The sequence below is a fragment of the Paenibacillus sp. Cedars genome (genome assembly GCF_003184205.1).
Classification (GTDB): domain Bacteria; phylum Bacillota; class Bacilli; order Paenibacillales; family Paenibacillaceae; genus Paenibacillus_AQ; species Paenibacillus_AQ glucanolyticus.
In genome coordinates, this window is the sequence record NZ_CP020866.1 from 5040454 (window position 1) to 5066092 (window position 25639).

24 protein-coding genes are annotated in these 25639 nt (G+C 51.5%); 11 read left to right on the top strand and 13 right to left on the bottom strand.

The features are described from left to right. Positions 1-466: 466 nt before the first annotated feature. Complete coding sequence (locus B9D94_RS24760) at positions 467-1231, bottom strand: pirin family protein (RefSeq protein ID WP_006208159.1); 765 nt, start codon at positions 1229-1231, stop codon at positions 467-469. Between the two features lie 237 nt (positions 1232-1468). Here B9D94_RS24760 and B9D94_RS24765 point away from each other — a divergent pair, with 237 nt between their 5' ends. Continuing rightward, positions 1469-2155, top strand: a complete 687-nt coding sequence (locus tag B9D94_RS24765; protein ID WP_006208158.1) for a response regulator transcription factor — start codon at positions 1469-1471, stop codon at positions 2153-2155. Continuing rightward, positions 2152-3645 (top strand): sensor histidine kinase, encoded by a 1494-nt coding sequence (locus B9D94_RS24770; RefSeq protein ID WP_148248217.1) that lies wholly within the window; start codon positions 2152-2154, stop codon positions 3643-3645. The genes B9D94_RS24765 and B9D94_RS24770 overlap by 4 nt, the downstream gene beginning before the upstream one ends. Here the strand turns inward: B9D94_RS24770 and B9D94_RS24775 are convergent. Together B9D94_RS24775 and B9D94_RS31665 are read right to left on the bottom strand one after the other, a co-directional pair. After that, positions 3642-3857, bottom strand: coding sequence for a nitroreductase family protein (locus tag B9D94_RS24775; RefSeq protein ID WP_253806038.1), 216 nt, complete (start codon positions 3855-3857; stop codon positions 3642-3644). The two genes, B9D94_RS24770 and B9D94_RS24775, sit on opposite strands and share 4 nt — an antisense overlap. Next, complete coding sequence (locus tag B9D94_RS31665; RefSeq protein WP_234972781.1) at positions 3845-3988, bottom strand: hypothetical protein; 144 nt, start codon at positions 3986-3988, stop codon at positions 3845-3847. Before B9D94_RS31665 ends, B9D94_RS24775 begins: the two co-directional genes overlap by 13 nt. A gap of 326 nt (positions 3989-4314) precedes the next feature. On the opposite strand from B9D94_RS31665, the gene B9D94_RS24785 reads away from it, so the two are divergent. From B9D94_RS24785 to B9D94_RS24810, 6 genes are all read left to right on the top strand, one after another. Further along, complete coding sequence (locus B9D94_RS24785; protein ID WP_006208153.1) at positions 4315-5016, top strand: response regulator transcription factor; 702 nt, start codon at positions 4315-4317, stop codon at positions 5014-5016. Continuing rightward, on the top strand, positions 5013-6020 hold the full coding sequence (locus tag B9D94_RS24790) for a sensor histidine kinase (protein WP_148248222.1): 1008 nt from the start codon (positions 5013-5015) through the stop codon (positions 6018-6020). Before B9D94_RS24785 ends, B9D94_RS24790 begins: the two co-directional genes overlap by 4 nt. 198 nt (positions 6021-6218) lie before the next feature. Beyond that, positions 6219-6989 (top strand): ABC transporter ATP-binding protein, encoded by a 771-nt coding sequence (locus B9D94_RS24795; protein ID WP_036638703.1) that lies wholly within the window; start codon positions 6219-6221, stop codon positions 6987-6989. Further along, a complete protein-coding gene (locus tag B9D94_RS24800) occupies positions 6964-8913 on the top strand; it encodes an ABC transporter permease (protein ID WP_036638701.1) in 1950 nt (649 codons plus the stop codon). Before B9D94_RS24795 ends, B9D94_RS24800 begins: the two co-directional genes overlap by 26 nt. A gap of 43 nt (positions 8914-8956) precedes the next feature. After that, positions 8957-9568, top strand: a complete 612-nt coding sequence (locus tag B9D94_RS24805) for a DedA family protein (RefSeq protein ID WP_148248224.1) — start codon at positions 8957-8959, stop codon at positions 9566-9568. Between the two features lie 451 nt (positions 9569-10019). Next, entirely contained in the window at positions 10020-10862 is an 843-nt protein-coding gene (locus tag B9D94_RS24810; protein ID WP_006208144.1) for an undecaprenyl-diphosphate phosphatase, read from the top strand. A gap of 1008 nt (positions 10863-11870) precedes the next feature. Here B9D94_RS24810 and B9D94_RS24815 read toward each other — a convergent pair. From B9D94_RS24815 to B9D94_RS24825, 3 genes are all read right to left on the bottom strand, one after another. Further along, a complete protein-coding gene (locus B9D94_RS24815; RefSeq protein ID WP_006208142.1) occupies positions 11871-12773 on the bottom strand; it encodes a helix-turn-helix domain-containing protein in 903 nt (300 codons plus the stop codon). Between the two features lie 211 nt (positions 12774-12984). Beyond that, the gene (locus B9D94_RS24820) at positions 12985-13980 is read right to left on the bottom strand and encodes a Gfo/Idh/MocA family protein (protein ID WP_148248226.1); all 996 of its coding nucleotides are present in this window, start codon (positions 13978-13980) and stop codon (positions 12985-12987) included. Continuing rightward, complete coding sequence (locus B9D94_RS24825; RefSeq protein WP_148248229.1) at positions 13977-14975, bottom strand: Gfo/Idh/MocA family protein; 999 nt, start codon at positions 14973-14975, stop codon at positions 13977-13979. Before B9D94_RS24825 ends, B9D94_RS24820 begins: the two co-directional genes overlap by 4 nt. A 270-nt stretch (positions 14976-15245) precedes the next feature. On the opposite strand from B9D94_RS24825, the gene B9D94_RS24830 reads away from it, so the two are divergent. Next, positions 15246-16709 carry a carboxylesterase/lipase family protein gene (locus tag B9D94_RS24830; protein WP_063478544.1) on the top strand — a complete coding sequence of 488 codons (1464 nt, stop codon included), beginning with the start codon at positions 15246-15248 and terminating at the stop codon, positions 16707-16709. Between the two features lie 99 nt (positions 16710-16808). Here the strand turns inward: B9D94_RS24830 and B9D94_RS24835 are convergent, their stop codons facing one another. The 3 genes from B9D94_RS24835 to B9D94_RS24845 all read right to left on the bottom strand — a co-directional run bounded on the left by B9D94_RS24835 (position 16809) and on the right by B9D94_RS24845 (position 19881). After that, positions 16809-17627 carry a carbohydrate ABC transporter permease gene (locus B9D94_RS24835; RefSeq protein WP_006208139.1) on the bottom strand — a complete coding sequence of 273 codons (819 nt, stop codon included), beginning with the start codon at positions 17625-17627 and terminating at the stop codon, positions 16809-16811. After that, positions 17627-18493 (bottom strand): carbohydrate ABC transporter permease, encoded by an 867-nt coding sequence (locus B9D94_RS24840; RefSeq protein WP_006208138.1) that lies wholly within the window; start codon positions 18491-18493, stop codon positions 17627-17629. The genes B9D94_RS24835 and B9D94_RS24840 overlap by 1 nt, the downstream gene beginning before the upstream one ends. Before the next feature lie 167 nt (positions 18494-18660). Beyond that, on the bottom strand, positions 18661-19881 hold the full coding sequence (locus B9D94_RS24845) for an ABC transporter substrate-binding protein (RefSeq protein ID WP_006208137.1): 1221 nt from the start codon (positions 19879-19881) through the stop codon (positions 18661-18663). Between the two features lie 207 nt (positions 19882-20088). Between B9D94_RS24845 and B9D94_RS24850 the strand changes: the two genes are divergently transcribed. Then, on the top strand, positions 20089-20841 hold the full coding sequence (locus B9D94_RS24850; protein WP_036638683.1) for an RNA polymerase sigma factor: 753 nt from the start codon (positions 20089-20091) through the stop codon (positions 20839-20841). Positions 20842-20908: 67 nt separating this feature from the next. Continuing rightward, positions 20909-21319: a VOC family protein gene (locus B9D94_RS24855; RefSeq protein ID WP_036638681.1), complete on the top strand. Its 411-nt coding sequence runs from the start codon at positions 20909-20911 to the stop codon at positions 21317-21319. Between the two features lie 96 nt (positions 21320-21415). Here B9D94_RS24855 and B9D94_RS24860 read toward each other — a convergent pair whose 3' ends face one another. The 4 genes from B9D94_RS24860 to B9D94_RS24875 all read right to left on the bottom strand — a co-directional run bounded on the left by B9D94_RS24860 (position 21416) and on the right by B9D94_RS24875 (position 25638). After that, positions 21416-22636 carry a sn-glycerol-1-phosphate dehydrogenase gene (locus B9D94_RS24860; protein ID WP_148248231.1) on the bottom strand — a complete coding sequence of 407 codons (1221 nt, stop codon included), beginning with the start codon at positions 22634-22636 and terminating at the stop codon, positions 21416-21418. Beyond that, the gene (locus B9D94_RS24865) at positions 22633-23400 is read right to left on the bottom strand and encodes a glycerophosphodiester phosphodiesterase family protein (RefSeq protein ID WP_036638677.1); all 768 of its coding nucleotides are present in this window, start codon (positions 23398-23400) and stop codon (positions 22633-22635) included. Before B9D94_RS24865 ends, B9D94_RS24860 begins: the two co-directional genes overlap by 4 nt. Before the next feature lie 25 nt (positions 23401-23425). After that, positions 23426-24739, bottom strand: a complete 1314-nt coding sequence (locus tag B9D94_RS24870; RefSeq protein ID WP_036638676.1) for an ABC transporter substrate-binding protein — start codon at positions 24737-24739, stop codon at positions 23426-23428. 62 nt (positions 24740-24801) lie between these two features. Beyond that, complete coding sequence (locus B9D94_RS24875; protein ID WP_148248233.1) at positions 24802-25638, bottom strand: carbohydrate ABC transporter permease; 837 nt, start codon at positions 25636-25638, stop codon at positions 24802-24804. Between the last annotated feature and the right edge of the window lies 1 nt (position 25639).

The following is a 25639-nucleotide window of genomic DNA, read 5'->3' on the forward strand; positions in this document are numbered from 1 at the left end:
CGGCCATCAATTTTTTAAAGCTTTTTTGCGAGAAAATAAGTATCTCCCCCATCTCGTTAGATTGTGGGATGACGAAATTGTCATTTTTCGTGATCCCGCAATCATTATAGACAGGCTATGTCTTGGGACGCATGCTACCATTCTCACAAAAACGCATGCCAACTATTGGTAAAGAGTAGGACTTTAGTCTCTTTTTATACTTTAATTTAGTATATATAGATTATAATAGAAATAAAAAACGCCAAAATAACCCAACGGGCCCGGTGAATAAACGTCCGGATCGCTCTGTTGGGTCTATCTGCTTATTAAATATACGAATGTATTTCTTACATTTGTGCATGGGGCACCTGATTCAGGTTCTCTTACACCTAAAAAAGAGCCTGTCCAGACGGTATCCCATCTGACAGACTCTAGTTTATCGTACATATTAAATTTCATTCCACTACAATATTGTAAACTTTTCGCTTTACGGTCTCTTGGAATAGAGCGGATATCCAGGGTTTTCCGGTACATCGATCAGAATGACCCGTACATTCTCTTGCGCCTTAAGGTTTATCGTCTCCCCCTGCTTCGTATCCATTACCATAAAGTCCCGATGTTCAAATAGAAGTTTCTCCTCTTCGGAGCTAAAACTGCCGGCCCCCCTGACTGCGAGCGCAGCAGCACGTCTGCCGGATTTCAATTCATACTGGGCCTCATGCCCAGCCAGAATCTGGATATCCAGCATCCTCACGTCTACGGATAGATCCGTTGGCGCAGAACCGCCAATCATCGTTTTGACCAGTCCACCCTGAATGCGGGTTACCGGAAATGAATCCGGTCGATACTGACGACAGGCCGGATTCTGTTTCAACGAATCCCTAAGATACGGCTCGAACCATAATTGGAGCCCTTCTGCATCAGGTCCGGTCAAACGTTCCTCATGCGTAAGTCCAGATCCGGCCCTCATCAACTGCAGGCCTCCAGGCCCCAATTCGCTGTGCATTCCCTGTGAATCCTTGTGTACACCCTTACCCTGCATCATATACGTCACGATTTCAAAACCTTGATGGGGATGGGGTGCAATATAACCTTCAACAGGCGAGCGGAACCAGGACCAATAGAAAAGAGGTCCCACCCGGGTCACAGCCGACCCTTCTCCAGAGAAACCGATCGGCTTCAGCTCTGTTATCCTTCCTCCGTCGAGAGAGCCCTTGCTCTGATTCTCAGGTGGATATACATTTCCTATCATGTCCAGTCTCCTCCTTTCACCCATCCATGATTGACCTTGAACAGGTGTTCACCTTGATATCTCGGCTTTAAGATAGTATTAACGATAACAGAATATATATCAACATCCTTATTTTCCCTGATTGAGAATGCATATTTGCGAATCACCTTCAGTTTATTTTCAGTTCGCTTTCAGACTTCATTCAGTTAGAGAACGTATGATACAGTTAAAGGAACGAAATAAGAGGAGTTTTGAGTTATGGAATCTGTTCACCGTATTCGCATTTTGCTTGTCGATGACGAGCCGCATATCCTGCAATTTTTGGAGTTGGGATTAAGAAATGAAGGCTTTGAGGTGCGCTCGGCCCCCGATGGAGAACAAGCAGTTATAGTAGCAAGCAACTTCGAGCCGCATGTCGTCGTGCTGGATGTGATGATGCCGGGGATGGACGGTCTGGAGGTGTGCAGACGCTTGAAGGAAGAGGGCAAGGATGTCGCGGTGATTATGCTAACGGCCAAGGATGAGATTGATGACCGGGTAAAGGGGCTAACCATCGGTGCGGATGATTATATGGTTAAGCCTTTCAGTTTTGAAGAGCTGCTTGCCAGAATCCAAGCACGGCTGCGCAATCAATTTCCAAGCCTGCTGGGTGAAATCCGGCTGGGTTCCTTCACCATTGATGACCGCAAGAAGGAAATTGCATACCAGGGTGAGGCGCTGGAGCTGTCACCTACGGAATACAAGCTGTTGAAGCTGCTTGTGACCAAACACGGCAGCGTTCTGAGCAAATCCAACATTTTGAATATTGTGTGGGATTATGATTTTGGCGGAGAGGATAACATTGTGGAGGTCTATATCCGTTCCCTGCGCGAGAAACTTGGAGATAAGGAGCACCGGGTTATTCGCACTCTTCGCGGTGCCGGTTACCGGGTGGACTTGTTATGAGAATCCGCGACCGGATACGCTCATCAGGTCCTGGTTCTCTAAGGACGCAGCTGCTGTCGCGTTCCCTTATCGTATTGGCGCTTCTGCTGGTGCTGATCGGTGCGCTGCAATATGTATTGATGAAAAATGCCATGTTCCGTAATCAAGCCGAGGCGCTTGCTCTTCAGGTCCGCTCGCTCCCCAAGGAGCTCTGGGAACCTGACCGCGAGCCTCGTAACCGGCCTGCACTTCCGGATAAAGACACCGGTCAGGAGAACTCTCGCCAGCAAGACAAACCCCTGTTCTTTCTGCCGAATATGTCGCTTGCCAAGATTGATATCGATGGGAGCTACTCGGACTTGGCCGCCGACAACGGGCTCACCGCCCCGCAGCTGCCCTCCGAGGATTATACAGCAGTCCTGGCCCAGCTCAAGGAGCGCCAGCCCATTCGATATGAAGTGATTGAAAATGCCGAAGGCACAGAGCAGATCGTTGTCTTTCGCCCTTACGGCAGCCCTGACAGCCCTTCCGGCCTGCTGCAGCTTGGTATGGATACGCAGCCGCTGCACGCGGTTCTTATGCGGCAGCTGATGATTTTTGCCCTTCTGGCCTTGCTTGCCATGGCGGGTGGAATCGCGTTATATCTGCCTTTACTGCGCCGAACGCTCAATCCGCTCAGCCGAATGGTGGAGACGGTAGAACGCACCGATGCCGGAAATCTGGCCGAGCGTTTTCCCGTTATGCAAGGGCAGCAGGAGATCGACCGCTTGGCCGAGTCGTTTAACGGCATGCTGGAAAGGCTTGAGGATGCGTTTCAAGCCGAACGTGAAGCCAAGGAGCAGATGCGGAGGTTTATTGCGGATGCTTCCCATGAGCTGCGGACGCCGCTCACTTCGATTCACGGGTTTCTGGAGGTGCTTGGCCGCGGCGCTGCCGACAACCCGCAGCAGCTGCATGCTGCGTTATCCAGCATGCACGGCGAATCCAAACGCATGAAGAAACTGGTCGAGGACCTGCTGCTGCTGGCCAAGCTTGACCGCAAGCCTGAGCTGCACCTTCAGGAAACCCGGCTCGATCAGCTGCTGCATGAGATGGAGCCCCATCTGAAGATGCTTGCCCAAGGACGGAAGGTATTCTTTCAATCGGCCCCCCTTCTATGCCGATGCGATCCCGACAAGATCAAGCAGGTTATCTACAATCTGTTCCTTAATGCGGTGCAGCACACGAATCCTGACAGGGGGCAGATCCATGTGACGCTTGATAGGGCTGCGGATCATGCCGTACTGCTGGTTCGCGACAACGGGACCGGGATTCCGAAGGAGCATCTTCCCCATCTGTTCGAACGTTTCTACCGGATCGATGAATCCCGGACCAGACAGCAAGGCGGTTCGGGTCTTGGACTCGCCATAACCCAGTCCATCATTGCCGCGCACGGCGGCTCGTTGAGTGTGGACAGTACAGTTAACCTAGGTTCTGAGTTCCGTGCCGAATGGCCGGGGATTATTCCCTAGCCTAAAAACACAGCTTCAAACACCAGCTCATTCAAGGAACGGCGGCTTGTAGGAACCTCGCGCGCCTGCAGCGCCTCCGGAAGTGCCGAATTGTCTCCCGGATAACCAAGCGTAATGACCGCGAGAAGCTCATATTCTGCCGGAATCTGCAAAGCTTCGCGGGCAAGCACACGGTCATAACCGCCAATGGCGCGGGTGTTCAGGCCGAGCAATGCTGCCTGTGAGGCGATTGTGCCCCAGGCTGTTCCCTCATCAAATGCATGACTGCCGCTGGGCGTCCCGCGGGACCGCCGCCGATCACGAGGACATCCGCCGTCAGTTTCAGCTCATCAATCGCGTTCAACCCATCATCTCCCCACTCCCTTTTGTCAGTAGATAAACCTGGATAAAACAACAAAAGGAGATCATGAATAGGGCTCATGATCTCCAGTGGACTGGTCGTTTGCAAATTTATCATAGTTATTCGATTGGAATTATCAAGAATTTTATCAGGTGAGGACACCAGCGTCAAAATATTTTTTGCAGTGAAGCATTGGTTATACGAGGTATGAACTCCACCCAGTCACCCCTATGTACGCTGCCTTGACTCACGCGTTTTTTCCTTATATCCCGACAATTTGGTACAATACAATCGGTAGTAGAATGTCAGATGAAGGGACTATTAACGATATGTTCAAAATTTTCATTGTCGAGGACGATGCCGGGCTGGTCAGCCTGCTGAAAGAGCATCTTCATAAATTCGGTTATATGACGGAGTCCGTTCATGACTTCGAAACGGTACGTGAGCAATTTGAATCGTATGACCCTCACCTCGTGCTTCTTGATATCAATCTGCCGAAATATGACGGCTATTACTGGTGCCGCCAGTTCCGCAGCCTCTCCACCTGCCCGATCATCTTCATCTCCGCCCGCGACGGCAAAATGGAGCAGGTGATGGCACTGGAGAACGGTGCGGACGATTATATTACCAAACCTTTCGATTATGAAATTGCGATCGCCAAAATCAAGAGCCAGCTGCGCCGCGCCTACGGCTCGTATGCCGCCGGACAGAACGAGCGCATCCTGAGTGTCGCCGGACTAACGCTCGACGTTGAACGCCTCTCCCTTTCACTGGAGCAAACACAGACGGAGATCAGCCATACCGAGGCCAAAATATTGGACGAGTTAATGAAGAAACCCGAGATGGTGGTCAGCCGCGACAGGCTCCTGGAGAAAATATGGGATGACCAGGCCTTTGTAGACGATAATACGCTGAATGTGTACATCACCCGGGTCCGCAAAAAACTCGCCAACCTCGGGATCGAGGAAGGCCTTCAAACCGTGCGGGGACGCGGCTACCGGCTGATTCCGAACTGGAGGGATGAAGCTTGAGATTATTTCTGCAGGAGCAGCGTCCCCTAATCATTGTTTATATTGCACAGCTTCTTGTCGTATCGCTGATCTACAGACTTGACGGCTTCCGGAATATCACGGTCAGCCTGTACGCCGGCATCATCAGCCTGCTGCTGCTTCTCGGCTACCTGATTTTCCGATATATTGCCAACCGTTCCTTCTATAAACGACTGGAGCAGCCTCTCCCGGGAGAATCTCTCACCGGCGAATCCTCTGCAGAATCCTCCCACACTCCGCTCGCCGAAGCACTTCATCAGTTGCTTAGAACCCAGTTCCGGCAATACACAACGGATCTGCATAACTACAAGCACAAAATCGAGGGCCATCTTCAGTTCATCAACCAATGGGCCCATCAGATGAAAACACCGATATCGGTCATTCACCTGATTCTTCAGGATGACGATGATCCCCGTTTTGCAGCGATTGGCGACGAGCTGGATCGACTCAAAAAAGGGCTTGATCTGGTGCTGTATACCGCCAGGCTCGATACGTTCGAGCACGATTTCTATGTCGAGAACCTGCCGCTTCAACGCATCGTCCGAGGTGTCACCTCAGAGCAAAAACGGCTGTTTATCCGGCGCCGAATTTACCCCTCCATCCGGATGGAGAGCGGATTAACGGTCGCTACGGACGAGAAATGGCTCTCTTTCGTGCTGACTCAGCTGCTGACTAACGCAGTCAGGTATACCCTGGAGGAACAAGGGCGCTTGTATTTTGATGGTTATGCCCGGGAGGGTAAGGTTGTGCTTGAGATCCGGGATGAGGGCATCGGCATCCCTCCAAGCGATCTGCCCCGGGTGTTCGATCCCTATTTTACCGGAGAAAACGGGCGCCGATTCCGGGAATCGACGGGCATGGGGCTGTTTCTGGTCAAACAAATATGCGATAAGCTCGGACATGCCTTCGAGATCGAATCCAAGGTGGATGAGGGAACGACGGTACGCCTTATTTTTGAAGGTACCGGCAGCCATAACTCGCACTGATCCCGTATATGAAGGTAAGGGATTGGCTTTGTGCCGGTTCAAATCCTGGTTAAGATGCTTTAAACCAGGTTCCCGAAGCACCGGCTTGCGATGCAAATAGAAACCTTACAAGGTTGTAAGGTAACTGTAAGTTACGAACATGGCATGGACGCGGTCAATTATTTTACAATGATACCATCGTATTAGAGGAGTGAAGATATGCCCATCCTGAGCGTCAAGCATCTATCCAAAATCTACGAGGGCAAAGTGGCGTTTCAAGCGCTGAGCAACATTCACTTCAACGTCACCCAAGGGGAATTTGTCGGCATTATGGGTCCTTCGGGCAGCGGGAAAACCACGCTCCTCAATCTGATTGCCACCATTGATCAGCCCACCGCGGGCGAAGTTATCATCAATGGACGCAACCCTCATCTTCTCAGCAGAAGTGACACCGCTCTGTTCCGGCGTCGGGATCTGGGTTTTGTCTTCCAGCATTTCAATCTGCTGGATACGCTGACAGTTGAGGAAAATATCGTTCTTCCGCTAACGCTGGAAGGTATGGCTCTAGGTGAAATGGACAGCAGGCTGGGCCGGATTGCCAACCAACTCGGCATCGAGTCCATTCTGAACAAACACACATATGAGATCTCCGGCGGGCAGATGCAGCGAACGGCCATTGCCAGAGCGCTCATTCAGGAGCCCTCCCTGATTCTTGCCGACGAGCCCACGGGCAATCTGGACTCCAGGGCTTCCAAAGAGGTCATGCAGACGCTCTCTGCCTCAAGCAAAGAGGCTTCTGCAACGATCCTCATGGTCACTCATGATCCGGTAGCAGCCAGTTACTGTGATCGCGTCTTGTTCATTAAGGACGGACAACTATATAATGAAATGTATTGCGGCGACAACCGGCAAGCCTTTTTCCAGAAAATCATCGATATGCTGGCTCTGCTGGGAGGGGGAAGTCATGACCTTTCGACAATTCGCTTTTAGGAATGTCCTGAGGAATAAGCGGACCTATGCAGCCTATTTCCTAAGCAGCGCATTCTCCGTCATGATTTTCTTTGTCTGTGCTTTGTTCCTGTTCCATCCTGCCATTGCAAATGAGATGTTCTATCCGGTTGTAATTCAGGCCATGGTCGGAGCAGAGCTGATTATGTATGTGTTCTCGTTCTTCTTCGTGCTGTATTCCGTCGGGGCTTTTCTCAAGACACGCAAACGCGAGTTCGGCATTCTGTTCATGCACGGGATGACAGACCGCCAGTTTAACAAGATGGTGTTTCTCGAAAATATGATCATCGGCTTAAGCGCCATAGCAACGGGTATCGTATTCGGCATCATTACAGGCAAGCTGTTCCTGATGGCCGGTTCGGCATTCCTTGGCATTCCGCCCCTGCCGTTTCGATTGCCGCTGCGCGCGCTTGGGCTGACCGTTGCAAGTTATGTACTGCTGTTCATCATTATCTCGCTGTGCACATCCTGGCTGATTCGGCCCAAAGCGTTAATCGAATTGTTTCAATCCGGGCAACGTCCGAAAACCGCACCCGAGACATCACCATGGCTATCGGCACTGGCCGCTGTCCTGCTGATCGTCAGCTACAGCCTGGCGGCCACGACAACGGCCTCAACCCTCGAGCTGCGCATGTTCCCGGTAACCATAATGACGATAATCGGCACCTATCTGATCTATTCTCAGCTCGGGGTTGCTCTCGTTCGCAGGCTGAAGCGGAGCCGCAGGTTAACCTGGAGGCGAACCAAACTCATCTCGCTTTCGAGCCTGCAGTATCGGCTCAGGGATCACGCCCAGATGTTCTCGATGGTGACCATCGTGCTGGCCGTGTCTTTTTGCTCGGTTGGCGTATTTGCCTCCATCCCGGTGCTTACGAAACAATTCAACGAGGATTATCCTGCCGCCATCGGCTATCTTGCCAAAGCAGGTGATACCTTCGAGAAACAGCATTTGAATGAAATCAAGCAGGAGCTTGAATCTAAAAAAATACCGTTTGAAACGCTATCGTTTCGCGTTAAATATACGGAAGCCACATCGGCCTCCGCTCTGGATCAGCCTGTGGAGAATCCGTTAGCCTTGATATCCTTCTCCGACTACAAGGCAGCGGTGCTGATGGCGGGGCTGCCGTTCGACGAACAGCCGCTTCGGGGCGAAGATGCGCTTGTTCTGATTGCTTCTCAAAATGACAGAGCCTATACCCGCAACCGGGAGCACGCCTCTTACCAGCTTCAGGATTCCGGAATCAGGGTGCACGAAATCGGTTATTCCGATCATGTTGGTGTGCCGGAATATTTGCTGCCGGAGATGGATGACGATTCCCGCTTCGGCGGGCTTGTCGTCCGTGATGCGACCTTCGCCGCCATCACGGACCCGGTACGACAGGAACGGTACACCGGCTTTTACGTGGATGATTTCACGAAAACGGAAGGCATCGTTCCCCATCTCGCGCCGCGAGGGGCCGTACGTTATGAGATGGGCCAGCCTTACGCGCTGGCGGTCAGCGGCACGCTGTTTGCCCTGCGGGACAGCCTGTATAATATGCTGCTCTTCGCGGCACTGCTTGTGGGCACGGTGTTTTTTATTGCGGCAGGCAGTTTCCTGTATTTCCGACTCTATGCCGACCTGGATTATGACCGCAGGCATTATGCCACGATATCCCGGCTCGGGATGACCGATAAGGAGTTCCGGCGAATCGTAACCGGACAGCTGGCGCTGCTGTTTTTTGTGCCGATTGGCCTTGCGATTGTGCACAGCATCTTTGCGTTTATTGCGCTGCAGAGCTACTTCTATCTATCCATTGCAGCTGAGATGGGGATTGTGCTGATCAGTTTCCTGATGATGCAGGTCCTGTACTTCTTCTTCATCCGCAGTCAATATCTGCGCAAGCTGAAGCAGTCACTTATATAAAGGGTGGAAGAGCCGTCCTTATCTTTTGAAAGAGGTGTAACTTTTGGAAAACTGGATTACGGATATTATGGAGCAATTCGGCTACATCGGCATTCTGTTCATGATTGCTCTGGAAAACGTGTTTCCTCCGATCCCCTCCGAGGTCATTCTTACCTTCGGCGGATTCATGACAACCTATACGAAATTGACGGTGCCCGGCGTCATTATTGCCGCTACGATCGGCTCTGTGGTCGGTGCGGTTATTCTGTACGGCATTGGCCGTCTGCTCGATGTCGAGCGGCTTGAGAAGATTGTGGATCGCTGGGGACATATCCTCCGCGTGAAAAAAGAAGACATCCGCAAAGCGGATGCGTGGTTTGATAAATACGGCTACTGGACGGTGCTGTTCTGCCGCATGATCCCGCTGATCCGGAGCTTGATCTCCATCCCGGCGGGCATGTCCAACATGAAGTTCGGCATGTTCCTGCTCTTCACCACCATCGGGACCTTGATCTGGAACATCATCCTGGTGTCCGTTGGAGCCGCCGTCGGCGATTCATGGGAGAATATCGTGGCCTTCATGGACGTCTACTCCTATATCGCTTATGCTGTAATTGCTGTGGCAGTTATTGCGTTTTTGTTCTTTTTCTTCCGCAAGCGGAGAAAATCCGCATAACGTCAACTTGGGATTACGACATGAAATGACCATGAGATCCGATTGGGCTCGTGTTTGAGTGCGAATTGATCAGACGTTGGTGATTACGTATTTGGTCGCATGGATCACTTATTCGGCAAAATATTAGTCAGGCGTTTGGCGCGCAGTTCGCACGCATGGGTCGCGTAATTGATCATGCATTCGGTCGTTTTGTTCCACGCATGGGTCACGCGTTCGGTTGGCATTCGCGTTCGATCGCATTGGGTCACACGCATTTGATCACGCACTCGGTCGTTTTGATACACTCATGGGTTACGCATTCAATCCTACATTCGGTCGTTTTGATCCACGCCTGGGCACGCACTTGTCGCACATTCGATCACCCATTGCTCAGGTTATTTCATGCCATACATCATTAACATCATTACGGTTTAACATTTTATATTATCATGTAAGGGAGAGGCTGTAGGTCATGGATTTTTTAACCATCCTCAAAGCAATTATTCTGGGAATCGTCGAGGGACTGACCGAGTTCGCTCCTGTATCCTCAACCGGTCATATGATCATCGTTGACGACATGTGGCTTAAATCCGAGGAGTTTCTGACGAAATACGTAGCTAACACATTCAAGGTTGTCATTCAGCTTGGCTCCATCCTGGCGGTCATCGTTGTGTTTAAAGACCGTTTCCTGGACCTCTTGGGACTTAAGCGCAAAAAGCCTGAAGCTGGCGCTCCGGCTGATACAGGCAGACTGAAACTCAGCCAGGTTATCGTAGGCTTGATTCCTGCGGGTATCCTCGGCGTATTGTTCGAAGATTTCATCGATGAACATTTATTCTCTACCGAAACAGTGCTTATCGGACTTGTGATCGGGGCCATTTTTATGATCGTTGCCGACAAAGTCAGCTCGAAAAAAGAGCCGAAGGTTGTGTCCGTCGACCAAATTACGTACAGGCAGGCCTTCAGCGTCGGACTGATCCAGTGTCTGTCGCTCTGGCCGGGCTTCTCACGCTCCGGCTCCACCATCTCCGGGGGCGTCATGCTCGGCATGAGTCACCGCGCGGCAGCGGACTTTACCTTCATCATGGCTGTACCGATTATGTTCGGGGCCAGCTTCCTGTCGCTGCTGAAGAACTGGGAATACTTCACCCTGGAGGCCCTTCCGTTCTTCATCGCCGGATTTGTAGCGGCCTTCGTATTCGCTCTGATCTCCATCCGCTTCTTCCTGAAGCTGATTAACCGGATCAAGCTGGTACCGTTTGCGATCTATCGGATCGTGCTCGCTGCTGTAATTGCGTTGGTGCTGTATCTGTAAGTAAGTTGGGTAACTCTGTGGGTGATTTGTGGGTGATTGGTAAGTCTCTGCGTTTGAGTCTCTAATAATGAGTCTCTATGAACCCGTTAGACTGTGGAGACGCTTAGCAGACATACCGTTGCTCCAACTACTGTAGTTCCCCGGATTGCTGATATGATTCATCATACGAAGAAATCCGGGACAAAGGTGACCACTCCGCTGTTCCGGAATCGATTCGTTCGCTTCGCTGATTCATGTGAGTGGTGCTCCTTTTAGAGTAAAAAGGCAGGTCAAGATCTAAAAATCTTGCCCTGCCTTTTGTTATTTCAGCTGCCAGGTTCCCACGAGTTATTGGGTTCCTCTATTCGAACACCTTGACCCTTGATTACTGATAACCGTGATTCCTAATGCGTTACTGTGCCTAATGCGTACTGTGCCTAATGCGTTACTGTGGACGAAGGTATGGAGATGGAGTATTGCAAGGCTAACAACGGAGGCTGTTCCGGACCAGAGAGCCGTTATTTTCGAAAAATCGACTCATTTTTAAAATGAGCGGACACCAGAGCCGTTATTATACAAAATTATGCTCAACAACTGCTCATTTTCGGGGAATAGCGGATCTCTTGTCCGTAACCTTTGCGAAAATGCCTAGTTTCCACCAAATAAGGTACTCTGTGTCCGCTAGCGATTCACGATTTTAATTTTTCCTATAACAACAGGCTGTTTCCCCATACAAGGCCATATTGTGCCCCCCCAATTGTGCCTCGTTCATTATCGTCCCCTGTACAGCTCCAGCTCCTCGCACTGCTCCTGTACCGTTTACCGCACTACTCTCCTTGCACAAGCTACATAACTGCCTGTACACTCCCGGTGTGCCAACTCCTATCATCATGATTGCACACTCCGAATAACGGCTACGCTTGTCCCCCATCCCCATCATCCATCAAAAAGAACAAACCTTCCCCTTCGGGAAGGCTTCTGTTTCTGATCTCAAGGATCTAACATGAATTCACGCTGGTCAGCCTCGCTTCACTCTTCAAACGATAAATTGGCGGGCTCCTCCAGCATCTCGTATTGAACCTCGAGGTTGGTCGTTGGTACACTCCGATCCACCTCTTCAAAGCGGAAGCTGTCCACCCATACCTGACCTGCTCCCATCAGCAGCACACCGATCGAGATCGTGGCACTATCTTCTGGCACGTCCAGCACGATCGCATAGTGATTCCAGTTCGTGCTGCCAACAATGCGCCGATCGTTCATATTGTCGAATTGAAGCACATCCTCTGAATGGCTGTCGACACGCATCCACAGCCCGCAATATTCCTTGACGTTCTCGGTTTTGACAAAACCGGAGAATCGCATCCGTTTGCCGACGAATTTACCGGCTTTAAACTGCTGCATCATGGTCGCAAAAGCACCCATGTCCATGGGTGTGACAGCTTTAAGATAGCCCGAAGTGCTTCCTTGATGGACGGTGGTCCGGTCGATGCCGATTTCATAATCCTGAGGATGGCTTCCGCTCAGGAACCAGCCCTTTAATGCGGACTGAGACTGTTGCTGCTGCATAGAATCATCTCCTTGTTCAAAAATGGAATGGTGAGCGTGCGCCGCGAAGATTTTCCGATAACGTCCCGGGGGCATGCCGTACAATTTCTTGAAGGCTCTCGTAAAAGACTCCTGGCTCTCGAAATGGCAGTGAAAGGAGATGTCGATGATCGCAGCCTCGGAGTGCAGCAGAAGCTGCGCCGCATAACAAAGCCTTCGTTTTCTAAGGTAATCCGCGATATTCATACCGACCTCCTTCCGAAACAAACGGTGGAAGTGATATGGAGAAAAACCGGCATGAGATGCAATATCTGCGAGGGTCAGCTGCTCCTCCAGATGCTGCTCCATGTACGCTATGCTCTTTTGGATGATTAGCTGGGTACTCAAGGTTAAGCCCTCCTTTGTTTATAAGGATACCAAAAGGAACCGGCGCGGTTTTGATCTTTTTTGCCAACATAACAAACCCCTTCGAATATACGTTTCGAAGGGGCTTATTTAACGATTTATTCAAGTCACTCCGGTCCTGATAATGGAATGACTCCTTATAGCGCCAAAGACTGCGCCGTGAACAAAGGCACGGCCCTATCTACAAACCATATTACCCCTGCGCCTTCAGCTGGACGGTGCGCTTGGTGCTTGCGGACTCGTACGCTGCAATGGCGACACGGGCAGAGTAGTAACCGTCCTCACCGGTTATTTCAACCGGTTTGCCGTCGCGGATGCTTTCCACAAAGCTGTTCACAAGACCTTCGTCCATATCGTCGCCCCAGAAGCTCCATGCGGCCTTACCTGTCACATCGCTGTACACGTCGTTCTTCTGGGCGAAGGAATCGATGTTCAGCACACCCTTGGTGCCAATAATCTCAAGTGTCACATCTCCCCAGGTCGGGAAGGTGCGGTTACGGGACCAGCTCGGGTCCAGCACGGCTACAACGCCATTCGAGAATTTGACGTGCACCATGCCTGCATCATCAATCTCCGTGTCATTGAACAGGGTCTCCGCATGGGCATAGACTTCCTCTGCTTTGCTGCCGGTAAACCAGTGCATCAGATCCATGACATGGACGGTATGGTCCAATACGGCTCCCCCACCCGATTTGTCCCGTTCAATAAACCAGCCCCCGGGCATGCTGCCCCGGTTGGTCCCCTTCATGGCCAGAATATCGCCGATCTGGCCGGCGTCAATCGCTTCCTTGGCCTGACGTACGGACGTAATGTAACGGCAAGGAAAAGCGGTCATAAGCTGAACACCGTTACCCTGGCACACTTGGATCATCTCCAGCATCTCCGATTCAGACAATCCTAAAGGCTTCTCGCACAGGACATGCTTGCCCGCTGCAGCAGCGTGCTTGGTGATTTCCGCATGACGCGAATTTTCCGAACAGATCACGACGGCATCCAGTTCCTCTGCCAGCAGCTCGTTATAATCCGCATAGTACCGAATCCCTCGATCCACGGAATATGGTCGCACGCGTTCCGCGTCTTCATCCGCGATTCCGACTACCTCGACATCATCCCGCTTCAGCATGCCCAACAAATAACTTGCTGCATGCATATGGGCGAAGCTGATGAATCCTACTTTTACTTTCTTCATGAAACCGTCCCTCCGATCGTCACGGGCTGTCCGGTCTGAGCCGATTGCTCCGCTGCTTGAGCGATTTGAACAGCATAACAAGCATCCTTGATGCTTACGAGCGGCTCGCTGCCGTCACGGATACACTCGATGAAATGCAATACCTCTTTATAATAAGGGTCATGGAGGCTTGGACTTGCGGGAACCTGTACCGCTGCTCCATCCCCTGCCTCTGCGCTTACCCGTTTAATGTCCAGGGACTGCACCTGATTGCTATCGAATCTGATGATTCCTTGATCTCCTGAAATCTCGAACTGTGTCGTAAACGGTCCGGGATACCCCCAGTAGCCGGTTAAACTCGCAATTGAGCTATTCTTAAAATGAAGCGTCAGCTGGGCGTACTCCATCTCGGGCTCGGCCCGTTTAACGATGGAAGCATATACCGACTCCACCTCCCCGAACAGCCAGCAGGCGAAATCGATGTCATGAATCATGAGATCCATGATAACGCCGCCGCTTTTGCCCGGGTCGTTATACCATAAATCCATGCCCTGCGGATAGGACCCGTACCGCTTAAAGTGAGCCATCTTCGGCGTTCCGATATGACCGGAGTGGGCCTTCCGATAAGCATCCTGATAGTTCGGAAAGAATCGGACGACATGTCCGATAAACAAACGGACTCCGTGCTTTTCGCAGGCCGCCTTCATCTCCTGTGCATCCTCCAGCGTTAAAGCTGCCGGTTTTTCGCAGATGACGTGCAGCCCTTTTTCCGCCAACTTCAGTACAAACGGTTTATGGAGATAGGTGGGCAGACACACCGCAACCGTTTCCAAATCTTTTTGCTCCAACAGCGAATCTACATCCGTGTATGCCTTCGCCCCGGTCAAGGCAGCAGCCTGCTCAGCCCGTTCGGCGTTCAGATCGACCACGCCCGTTACTGTTACGCCCGGCATTTTCGCCAAATTATGCGCATAGGCCGTCCCCATCGTTCCACAGCCCAATATCGCTATGTTCATGCTTATCCCTCCAGTATGCCTATAATGACCTGAATCAATAGGTGATGCCGTATCCACGATCCGCGAATACTTTCCACCCTGTTTACATTCTTCATGTGACATGACATTCCTGCCTGTTTTTCAGGATTCGTGCTTTTTTGAACTTATGCCGCTAACTTGGTAAAGTGTATATAGTAAGTAGTAGTAATAATAACATCCCTTAGCGCTGCAAATTCGAAATTGGGATGCGTTCCAATCCAGCACAATAGAGAGAAAGGGTGTAGAGAGAACATGTCAGAACTTGTCGTACAGACGAAAGACGGGCGTATTCAAGGCATTTTGGAAAACGGAGTGCGTGTTTGGAAAGGCATTCCGTATGCGAAGCCCCCGATTGGACCGCTTCGGTTCCGTGCCCCCGCAGCTCCCGAGCCTTGGGACGGGATAAAAGACACCACCGCCTTCAGCCCCATGTGCCTCCAGCCGTTGGAATCCACATCAAGCATGCTTGGAGGAGGCGTAACCAAGACCGTGTCGGAAGATTGCCTTTACCTCAATGTGTGGGCACCCCGGAACGCTCCTGCTGAGCCGCTGCCAGTCATGGTATGGATTCATGGCGGCACGTTTGTCACCGGCTCTGGCAGTTTGCCAAGCTATGACGGTTCGGCCTTCGTTCTCCGCGGCAGCGTTATTATGGTTACCATTAATTACCGCCTGGGCCCTCTCGGATTTCTTCATCTGGCTCCGTTCGGTGAATCTTATGCCTCCAACACCGGCTTGTTGGACCAAATCGCAGCTTTGCAGTGGGTGCAGGACAATATTGGCGGCTTCGGTGGAGACCCGGATCGGGTTACAGTATTCGGCGAGTCAGCCGGCAGCATGAGCATTGCCGCCCTGCTGGCCATGCCTGCGGCAAAGGGGCTGTTCCACCGGGCCATCATGGAAAGCGGTGCTGCCCAAGTTATCACATCGGAAGAGGCACAGATGATTACGGCAGGTTTATTGAAGGAGCTTGATATCCCGCGAGCAGAGATGCATCGGTTGGAATCCCTCACCGGAGAGCAAATATTCGAAGCCGGGGAACGGCTGAAGAAGCGGGTGGGTCCTGGTGTAAGCATGCTCTTCCAGCCCGTCCTGGACCCGGACACACTCCCCCAGGATCCGCTGCAAGCTGTTCAGGAAGGCTCGGCCAAGGATGTACCCATCCTGATCGGAACGAATCTCGATGAAGGCGCTTTGTTCTTCCGGCCGGACATGCCCCTGGTGAAGGAGAGAGATCTGGTCCACGTCGTTGAACGGATGACCGGGATCCCCGATGCGGCTCCCCTTACCAAGGATTACCCTTATACCATTGACGGACATGCCCAGATTATGACCGACCTGTATTTCTGGCGTTCGGCCCTGCAGTTCGCTTCAGCTCAGATCGGACATGCACCGGTATGGATGTACCGATTCGACTGGACACTGCCGAATCACCCGATTCTCGGAAAAGCGATGCATGCACTCGAAATTCCATTTGTATTCAATACGCTGGCGCTGTTCCGGAATATCGGCGTTCAGGTGGATGCTCAAACGCAGGCCTTGTCCGACCGGATGCAGGATGCATGGATTGCCTTCGCACGGGGCGGCTCACCGGATACGGAGGGACTGCCGTGGCCGACTTATGAGCCAGCGTCGCGCTCAACGATGATATTCAACTCCGATTGCTCGATCATCGAGGACCCGGATGCGGTAAAGCGCATGAATATGGGTTTATAGCATACATCACACATCTTGCCGCAGCAAAAAGCTGTACTCCGCGCATCTCGAATCGCGCAGAGTACAGCTTTTCATTTGTCTTCGTCTATTCTTCACTCATTATTTTACGGCACCCTGCGTAATGCCGTTGATGATCCACTTCTGCGCGAACAGATAGATGATAATCATCGGCAGCATCGCCATCAGATACGAAGCAAAGGCCAGATTGAAGTCCGTATTGAACTGCCCTTGGAATATATACTGCACCAGCGGCAGCGTGTAGGAATTCGTATCGCTGATGATGATCAGCGGCAGCAGGAAGTCATTATAGGTGGAGAGGCAGATCAGAATCCCTACCGTTGCATTGATCGGTGCCATGATCGGGAATATGATTCTCCAGAACGTTCCCCAAGTCGATGTGCCGTCCACTCTGGCCGCTTCCTCCAAGGCAACCGGAATGGATTTGATGTAACCCACATACACAAATACGTTAAATGCCAAAGCATATACGGTATGCAGGATCGTAAGCCCGACCAGATTGGTCATATGGAGCCCGGCCGTCAATTTGACCAGCGGCAGCATGATGATCGGGAACGGAATGAACATCGCGCTGATGAAATAGAAGTACAGTCCCTTGAAGAATCTACGATTCATATTGCGAGCGATGGCATACGCCACAAGTGAATTGGTCAATAGCGTCAGCACCACCGTTGCCGTTGTTACCATCGCGCTATTGCCCAGCGCATTGAAGAAATTGGTCATTCGTATCGCATTGGTAAAATTCTCGAAATGAAGCTCCTTCGGCAAACCGAACAGGGAGGTAAGCATGTCCTCCGGCGTTTTGAGCGCAATAGTGATTGTCATGTACAGCGGGAACAGGATGAGGATGGTACCCAGTGTGATGAGAATCATCACCGTCCAATTGGTTTTGGTCCGCATTACATCTCCCCCTCCCTTCTCTGCAGGAATCGGATTTGCACGATCGAGATCGTGGCAATCAGAATGAAATAGATCACGGAGTTAGCCGATTGATAGGCAAACTCCCCTCCCTCGAAGCCGCCGGTGTAGATCAGATGGGAGATGGACTGTGTCGCCCGTCCCGGCCCCCCGTTGGTGAGGGCAACGATCTGGTCAAACACCATCAGGGAATTCTTCATCGCAAGCACCATGTTAATCGTAAAGAACGGTGCAATCAGCGGGAACGTAATCCTCCAAAACTCCTGCCAGCGGTTGGCTCCATCCAGATTGGAAGCCTCGTACAGCGTATGGGGAATAGTCTGCAGCCCGGCCAGATACAGAATCGTGTTATAGGCAATACCCTGCCATACCGCTACGACTACGATACCAATCCAGGCATGCTGCTCGCTGCCCAGAATATTGGTGGACAGCCACTCGATCCCCAGGTTTTGTCCCCAAATGGTGAATACATTCGAGAACAGGTAATTGAATATGTAGCCTACAATCAGCACACTCAGAATATTCGGCAGGAAGTAGATGCCTCTGAAGAAATTCCTCGCCTTGATTTTGGCATTAAGCCCCATGGCAATCAGCAGGCTGAAGATATTGATGAGGATCGTTACTACCACCGCGAATTTAAATGTGAACCAGTACGCATTGCCCACGTTGCTGTCCTTAAACAGGTTCGCATAATTCTTGAATCCGATGAAATCGAAGTTGTCCCCAAATCCGTTCCAGTTCGTGAAGGAGTAATACACCCCTTGCAGTGCCGGCAGTGTCAGAAATACGAAGAACAGTATCACCGCAGGCACGGTCATCAAATAGTAAGGCATAAGCCGCTTGTTCATGTTGGGTCCTCCTCAGTGCATCTTGGATATCGTGTATGTCACAGAAAACTCGCTTGAGAAGCTTACCGGGGAATGATCGTACTGCAACATGGCAACGTTCCTCCGTCTCTTCATTATGGAGCCCTTCTTCTCATGTTGCCGCACTTCATTCTCTCGTGCTGCAACTGTTAGCGCCTGTCTGCTACCTTGTCCCATTCGGTGTCCAGTTTCTTCAAATACCCATCAATGTCCCGGTTCTGTAAAAAGGACTGGATAACCGAGTTCAGCTGCACTGCGGCAGGTATGTAATGGTCGGCAAAGTCTATCACTTGCCCCCGCTCCAGGTAAGGCAGCAGCTCTGCAACGGCAGGATCGTCCTGCGTTACACCCTCAACGGTGGAGAACAGTGTTTGCTCCGTTATATATTGCTTGCTATTTTCAGGCTCCAACAGAAATTGAATGAACTGCTGGGCCTCCTCTTTATGCTTCGAATCCTCGGATATAGCCAGCAGGGTGTCCACTCCCGAAATCAGCTTGTTCTCTTCCGGATTGTTGCCGGTCGGCAGCGGAAAGAAGCCGATCGGTGCATCCGGATTGGCTTTCCGAATCTCCGGAATCGCCCAGGTCCCTTGGATGTACATGGCGGATTCACCTCTGGCGAACTCCCGGTTACCATCTGCATAATTCTTGCCGAAGTTATCCCCATGACCATAATCCATCAGCGCCAGCTGCTTCTCTGCAATCTCTTGGTATTTGTCGGCAAAGGTTACAGTGCCTTCCCGCCGCTCCATATAAAATTCGATGCCTTCCAGGTTGGACGCCAGCGCATTGAACGGAAGCACCGTCTGCCAATCGTCTTTATAGGTAAGATAGAACGGGATTTTGCCAGCATCCTTGGCCTTCTGTGCTGTAGCCAATAACTCATCCCATGTCTTCGGAACGCTAAGTCCCAGTTCTTTAAAAATTTCCGTATTGTACATTACGCCGTTAGCGTTCGTGGAATATGGAATGCCCGTAACCTCGTCCATGCCCGCTACGTCTTTCAGCATCTGAACATAAGTCTCATCCACCTGACTCAGCAGCGGGTTATCTGTCAAATTCATAAAGATGCCGCTCTGTGCCAGCAATGAATAGGTATCCGTTGCACCCATGCCGATAATGTCAGGAATGTCATTCTTGACAACTCTCGTCTTAAGCACCGTCTCTGCATCCGGCGGATTTACCTGTACCACCTTAATCTCGGATTGGGATGAATTAAACTTCTCAATCAGTGCATCAAAAGAGCCCTTCGCCTCAGGTTTATTCTGAAAAAACTCTACCTGTACCCGTCCGGATTCCTCTTTAGCTCCGCAAGCGGTCAGCACCAATACAGTCAACAAACATGCAGCGATATATTTACCAAGCTTCATGGTCTGCCCCCACTTCCTATCCTGATGTAATTTAGGTCAATGCCCATATCTATTTACTACCCTTATTGCTTGGTTGGTAAACGTCCGCTCCCTCACGTGTGGCCCCGTAGACCCATCGCCGTGGAGGCCTTGTCCCCTTGTCTGCCCAGCAGGAAATGGCCTACAGGTTATGGAATGTATAGGGAACCTGATAGGAGTGATCCCGATTTGTCATCCCCATTCTCTGAAGCCATATCCTCTTACCTCCCGGACCTCCGGCGTTACTGCATGCAGCTTGCATCAGGGTCCAAGTGGGATGCAGAGGACATCGAGCAAGAATCCTTAATCAAAATTCACAAAGCCCTTGAGCAGTCCCCTGACCGGCCCATCACCAAAGCCTATCTGTATCGGATAGCGCGGAATACGTGGATCGATTCCTACCGTAAGCACACCGGGAAACCCGTTCTGCTGCCCGATGCCGGCAATGATCGGGAATATCATGAGAGCCGCTTCTTGGTAAGGGAGACGCTGGAGCTGCTCGCAGCCCAACTCACGGCACATCAGACGGTATTGATCATTCTGATCGACATTTTCTCGTATACGGCCAGGGAAGCTGCCCAACTGATACAAAGCACCGAGGGAGCCGTGAAAGAAGCATTGAAACGGGCCCGTAAACGGTTGAAGGGAATTCGGGCAAGCGGAGAAATTCATGGTTACGCCCTGCCATCCGAGCGGAATCAGGAGAGCCGTGACACTTTGGAATGGATGGAATCCTTGATACGCGGCTTTCAATCTGCCAATCCGTACGCCATTGCCAACGCCTATCTGTCCATGCAATCTCGGCGTATTCAGCTGCAGCGGGTGCAGCGTGCCGGGGAGAGGCTTCTTTTTACCTTCCGTGATCCGGACGGTCATCTACTTACCATGACAACAGAAATTTTTTGGGACCCCGTTTCTTATGCACCCTCTTCTTCCGTTTAATTTAATTGAGATCGCATATATAGCGAAGTCCTCAGGATAGAACTATCAAAAAAGGAGTGTATAATCAATGGCAGCAACCCCCCACCGGATAGCTGTAATTCAGTGGCCTGTAAAAAATGTAGAGCGATCGCTAAAGTGGTACCAGGATGTGCTCGGCGTTACGCTGACCTTCCCTTTTACCCCGGGAGATCCTGCGGCCTGGCTCTGCATTGGCGATGCCGGGTTCGGTCTTGTGCAGACAGAAGATGTTCCTCGGCTGGAATTTACGGATTCACAAGGCAATCTTCAATCCATCGTTCAATTGCAGGTGAATGAAATTCACGAGGTATACCAGGACCTGCAAAATAAAAAGGTAGCCGTCAGCGATATGAAATATATTCCGGATGGCGGCTACAGCTTCAGCCTCACCGATCCGGATGGAAATACCGTCAGTCTCTGGGGCGGCTGGCCTTCACCCGGCGAAGAACAAGCGGAATAAATTTCCCAGATGAGCAAAAAAGGCTGTTCCTTCAAAGCAGATTAATCTGCTATGAGGAACAGCCTTTTACTTCTTTAACAACGTTCGCAGCCTTACTTAATCCACGAATAAAACATCCTGTTCATTGTATGCACGAAGAAGTGTGTACCGGCTGTACCGAACCTTGTGGGCTTCACGCAGGCTCCGCATCAGCAGCTCGCTCTGGATCGGGAGCTCCGACACGGCTGCTGGGCCGCCCACCATTGACATCAGATCGCCAAGCTCGGACGGTTCCGGGATCCCTTTAATCCCTTCGCTGATATCATCCCAATGACGGGAGATGCGCTCCGCCATAGAATCAACGTCTGTGGCAGCATTAGGGACGATCCCGAGTTTCTGCTCACCGAGGCGGTGATACAGCTTCGAGATTTCAATACTGGCAGCGCCTACCTTAGCCCCGTGCAGCAGCTGCTTCTCCCCGAGCCGGATGAACTCCATCTCCCAGTAGTGGGACAGATGATGTTCAGCACCCGAAGCCGGATGGGATTGACCGAACAGCAGCATAGCCAGGCCGGATTCAATGAGTGCGCCCATTAAGGTGCACACCCCCTCCTCGCTCCGCCGGGCAATCTGTTCCACCCCACTCACACATTGGCTGAGCGCGAATTTCGTAATGTCCGCCGAAAGCTGCAAATATGGCTCCTCTGCCACCAGGCTTCCAAACTTCCAGTCGAACAGGGACGTATACTTGCCCAGCATATCGCCAAAGCCAGCTGCGGTAAGCTCGGTGGGAGCAGACATGAGAATATCGACGTCGGCAAAAATCGCACTTGGCCCAATAGCCGGTATGGTTTTCTTCTGTCCCCGGATCATGATGGGAGCTCCCTTGGAATTGAAACCATCCACTGACGCGGCCGTTGGTATCGAGAGGAATGGAATCCCAGTGGTATAAGCCGCGTACCGGCTAATATCGTGGATCGTCCCTCCGCCAACTGCAAGCACAGCCTTCGCCCTGCTCTGCTGGATATCCAGTATGACCTGGATCAGGGAGGGTTCATCTGCGATGACATCCCCCTTCTGATCCGAAGAAAGCTTGGTAACCTGGACCTGAATAGCGGATTTCGTGAGCAGTCTCTCCAACGACTGGCCAGCCGCATCATAGGTATTGCCATCAACCACTATCACGACCACCGTCCATTGCTTCGTCTCTAGATAACCGGCGACCTCGCGTAGGGCTCCGGCTTGAATCCGGACAGAATCCACTTCATCCAGATTTGCATGCTGATGGACCGGCAAACCTGCCGCCAAGCTTCGGATGTTCGATAATAGATCGGTCATATCAGGGTGTCCTTCTTGCCTGTAACCGCCAGGGCCGGGAGCGGGTCGTTGCAGGTCATGCCTGTAACTCCACACTCCAGCGAGTACCTGACACCCTCCTCTTCGTCCGGGCAATAGCTCCAGACTAACAGCCCCTGTTCCTGGAACCGGGCAACAAGCGCTGGTGTAAGCAGCGACATCTCCACACCGATCGCCCACATCCTGGTATAGGTTCCTGCTTCGCCAGAGACAAAATGGGACATTTTCTCGCCGAGGAACCCTTGCGTCTTCAGACCATACGTATCGTGAATATAGGTCAGAACTTCTGCATCGAAGCAGGTGAATACACAGCGTGGCAGGTATCCGTATCGGCCCAGTATGGCAACGGCCCGATCAGCAGCCTCTATGGCGTCGGGACTTGGCTTAATCTCAATGTTGCACAATACCTCAGGATATTCCTTGAGCAGATCGCAGAGCTCTCCAAGCGTCGGAATTTTCAACCCTTCAAACTCATGTGCGAACCAGCCTCCCGCATCCAGAGACTTCAGCTCCTCCAGGGTAAAATCCCGAACCGCGCCCGAACCGCTCGTCGTACGCTGAACGGTTGCATCATGGATGACCACCACTTCATGGTCCTGTGATAGCCGGAGATCAAATTCCAGCATATCCACACCTAATTCAAGCGCCTTGCGAAAGGCCAGCAGCGTATTTTCCGGATAAGCTGCTTTGTACCCGCGATGTGCAGCCACCATCATACAGGATGGTTCCTGTAGTCGTTCGATCATATGTCCTGCACTCCTTTACCGATTGTTATTGGGCGAGAATCCGCTCCGTCTCTTTCTTGAAGGTATCCAGCGTAGCCGGAATATCCTTGCTATCGTACATAATCGCTTCAATAGCCGAGAAGAACTCATGCATAATTTCTGGCCATGCCACATCCTTATTGGTATCTACGGCAAATTCCAGCTGATCATAGGCGACTTTGCGATTCGGTTCTTTGGCCCACAGCGCTTGCATCTTCTCCGACTCCACCATCTTCTTCGTGAAGGGCAGGTATCCCGATTGCAAAATAAATTCCAGACCGCCTTCCTCCTCCATCTCCATCCACCGGATGAACTCCCACGCCGCTTCCTTGTTCTTGGAAGAAGAGAGCATTGTCACATTCGCGCCCCCGGTCGGATTCGCGTACACTTCGTCCTTCGGCAGGAATGCCGTCACGTAATCAAAATCCACCGTGCTGGACAGCCCGCCGATCGACCCCGTGGATTGATACATCATGCCGACCTTGCCTTCCACAAACATGCTGTTCACAATGTTGCCGGAATCCTGTGCCGGCGGATAATACAGTGCGCCCGTGCTTTGCAGGTCTTTAAGGTATGCAAACATTTTGGTGCCGGCTCCGTTATCGCCGAATCCTATCGACGAATGGTCATCATTGAAAAAGGTGCCGCCCGCCTGCGAGATCATGGCAATGGGATACCAGGTGTCATAAGGCATCGTAACTCCGTAACGTTTATACTCGCTGCCTTCTTTGACAACCAGCGCATTTGCGACTTCCTTCATCTCCTCCCACGTGGTCGGAATTTGCAGCCCCAGCTCATCCAGCAGCGTTTTATTCACATGCAAAATCGGGGTGGAACGGTTAAGCGGCAGTGACACCAATTGATCATTGAAGGTGGAGTGCCCCATCAGCCCCGGCGTGAAATCATCGACACTGATGCCGGAGCCTTCAAGATAAGGCGTCAGATCCTCCAGCACCTCCGAATCGGCGAACATCTGAACGTAGGCGCGCTCCAGCATGCTGACATCGGGACCGGTACCGGAGGCAATCGCCTGCTGGAGCTTGGTAACCGTCTCGTCATAACTTCCCTGGAACGTGCCGACAACTTCAATATCTTCATGGGATGCATTGAAGCGCTGAATAAGCGCGTCCATGTACTCCCCGTTCTTGCCTCCGAGCGAGTGCCAGAACTGAACCGTGGTCTTCCCCTTATCACCGGACGGAGCTTCGGTGCCCCCGCCTCCCGGCGCTTCGCCAGTCTCCCCGGAACCTCCTCCACTGCACGCGGCAAGCAAACTGAACAGCAGGATGACGGATAGCAGTGAATACCATTTGGATTTCATTCGATTCATTCCTCCATTTAATTATTCGATTATGATTTGTATAAACCTGTCATTTCCTGTAATTATTTAATGCCTGAATAAACAAATGCCTTCACGATATGCTTCGAGCAAAACAAATACACAAGCAGGATAGGCACCACCAGAATGACGTTTCCGGCCATAATGATATGCCAGTTGCTGATGCCCTCCGTCTCCCGGAGCATGGCAATGCCCAAGGTCAACGGCCGGACAGCAGCCGAATCCGTCATGACGAGCGGCCAGAAATAATCATTCCAGTGACTGACAAAACTGAACAGCGCAATGGTAGCAAGTGCCGGCTTCGACATGGGGATCATAATTTTCCGCATAATTTTGAATTCATTGGCGTTATCAAGACGGGCCGCTTCGATAATCTCTTCCGGGATCTGCATGAAATATTGCCGCAGCAGGAAGATGCCAAAGGCATTCGAGATGAACGGTATGATCTGCGGCAGCAAGGTTTTTACCAGGCCCCAGTCCGCCATCATCAGATACACCGGAATGAAGGTAACCTGTCCCGGAATCATGAACGCCAGCAGAATCATGCCAAACAGCAGGGTTTTGCCAGGGAATTTGTATTTGGCAAAGGCATATGCAGCCGGAATCATGATCAGGAACTGCAGAACGATGATGGAACCCGTAACCACAACGGAGTTCTTAAAATAGGTCAGGAAAGGACCGGCGGCATTCATGGCCTCCATGAAATTGCCCCATTGCGGCGAAGCCGGAATCCAGGTCGGCGGAAACGTCATCGTCTCCCGGAATGTCTGGAGCGAGGTGGAGATCATCCACAGAAACGGGAAGATAAAAATCATGAGAACCGCAGCCTTCAGTACATAGCCGAGCAGGATCCATACGGTTTTTAATTCAAAGGTCTTCAAA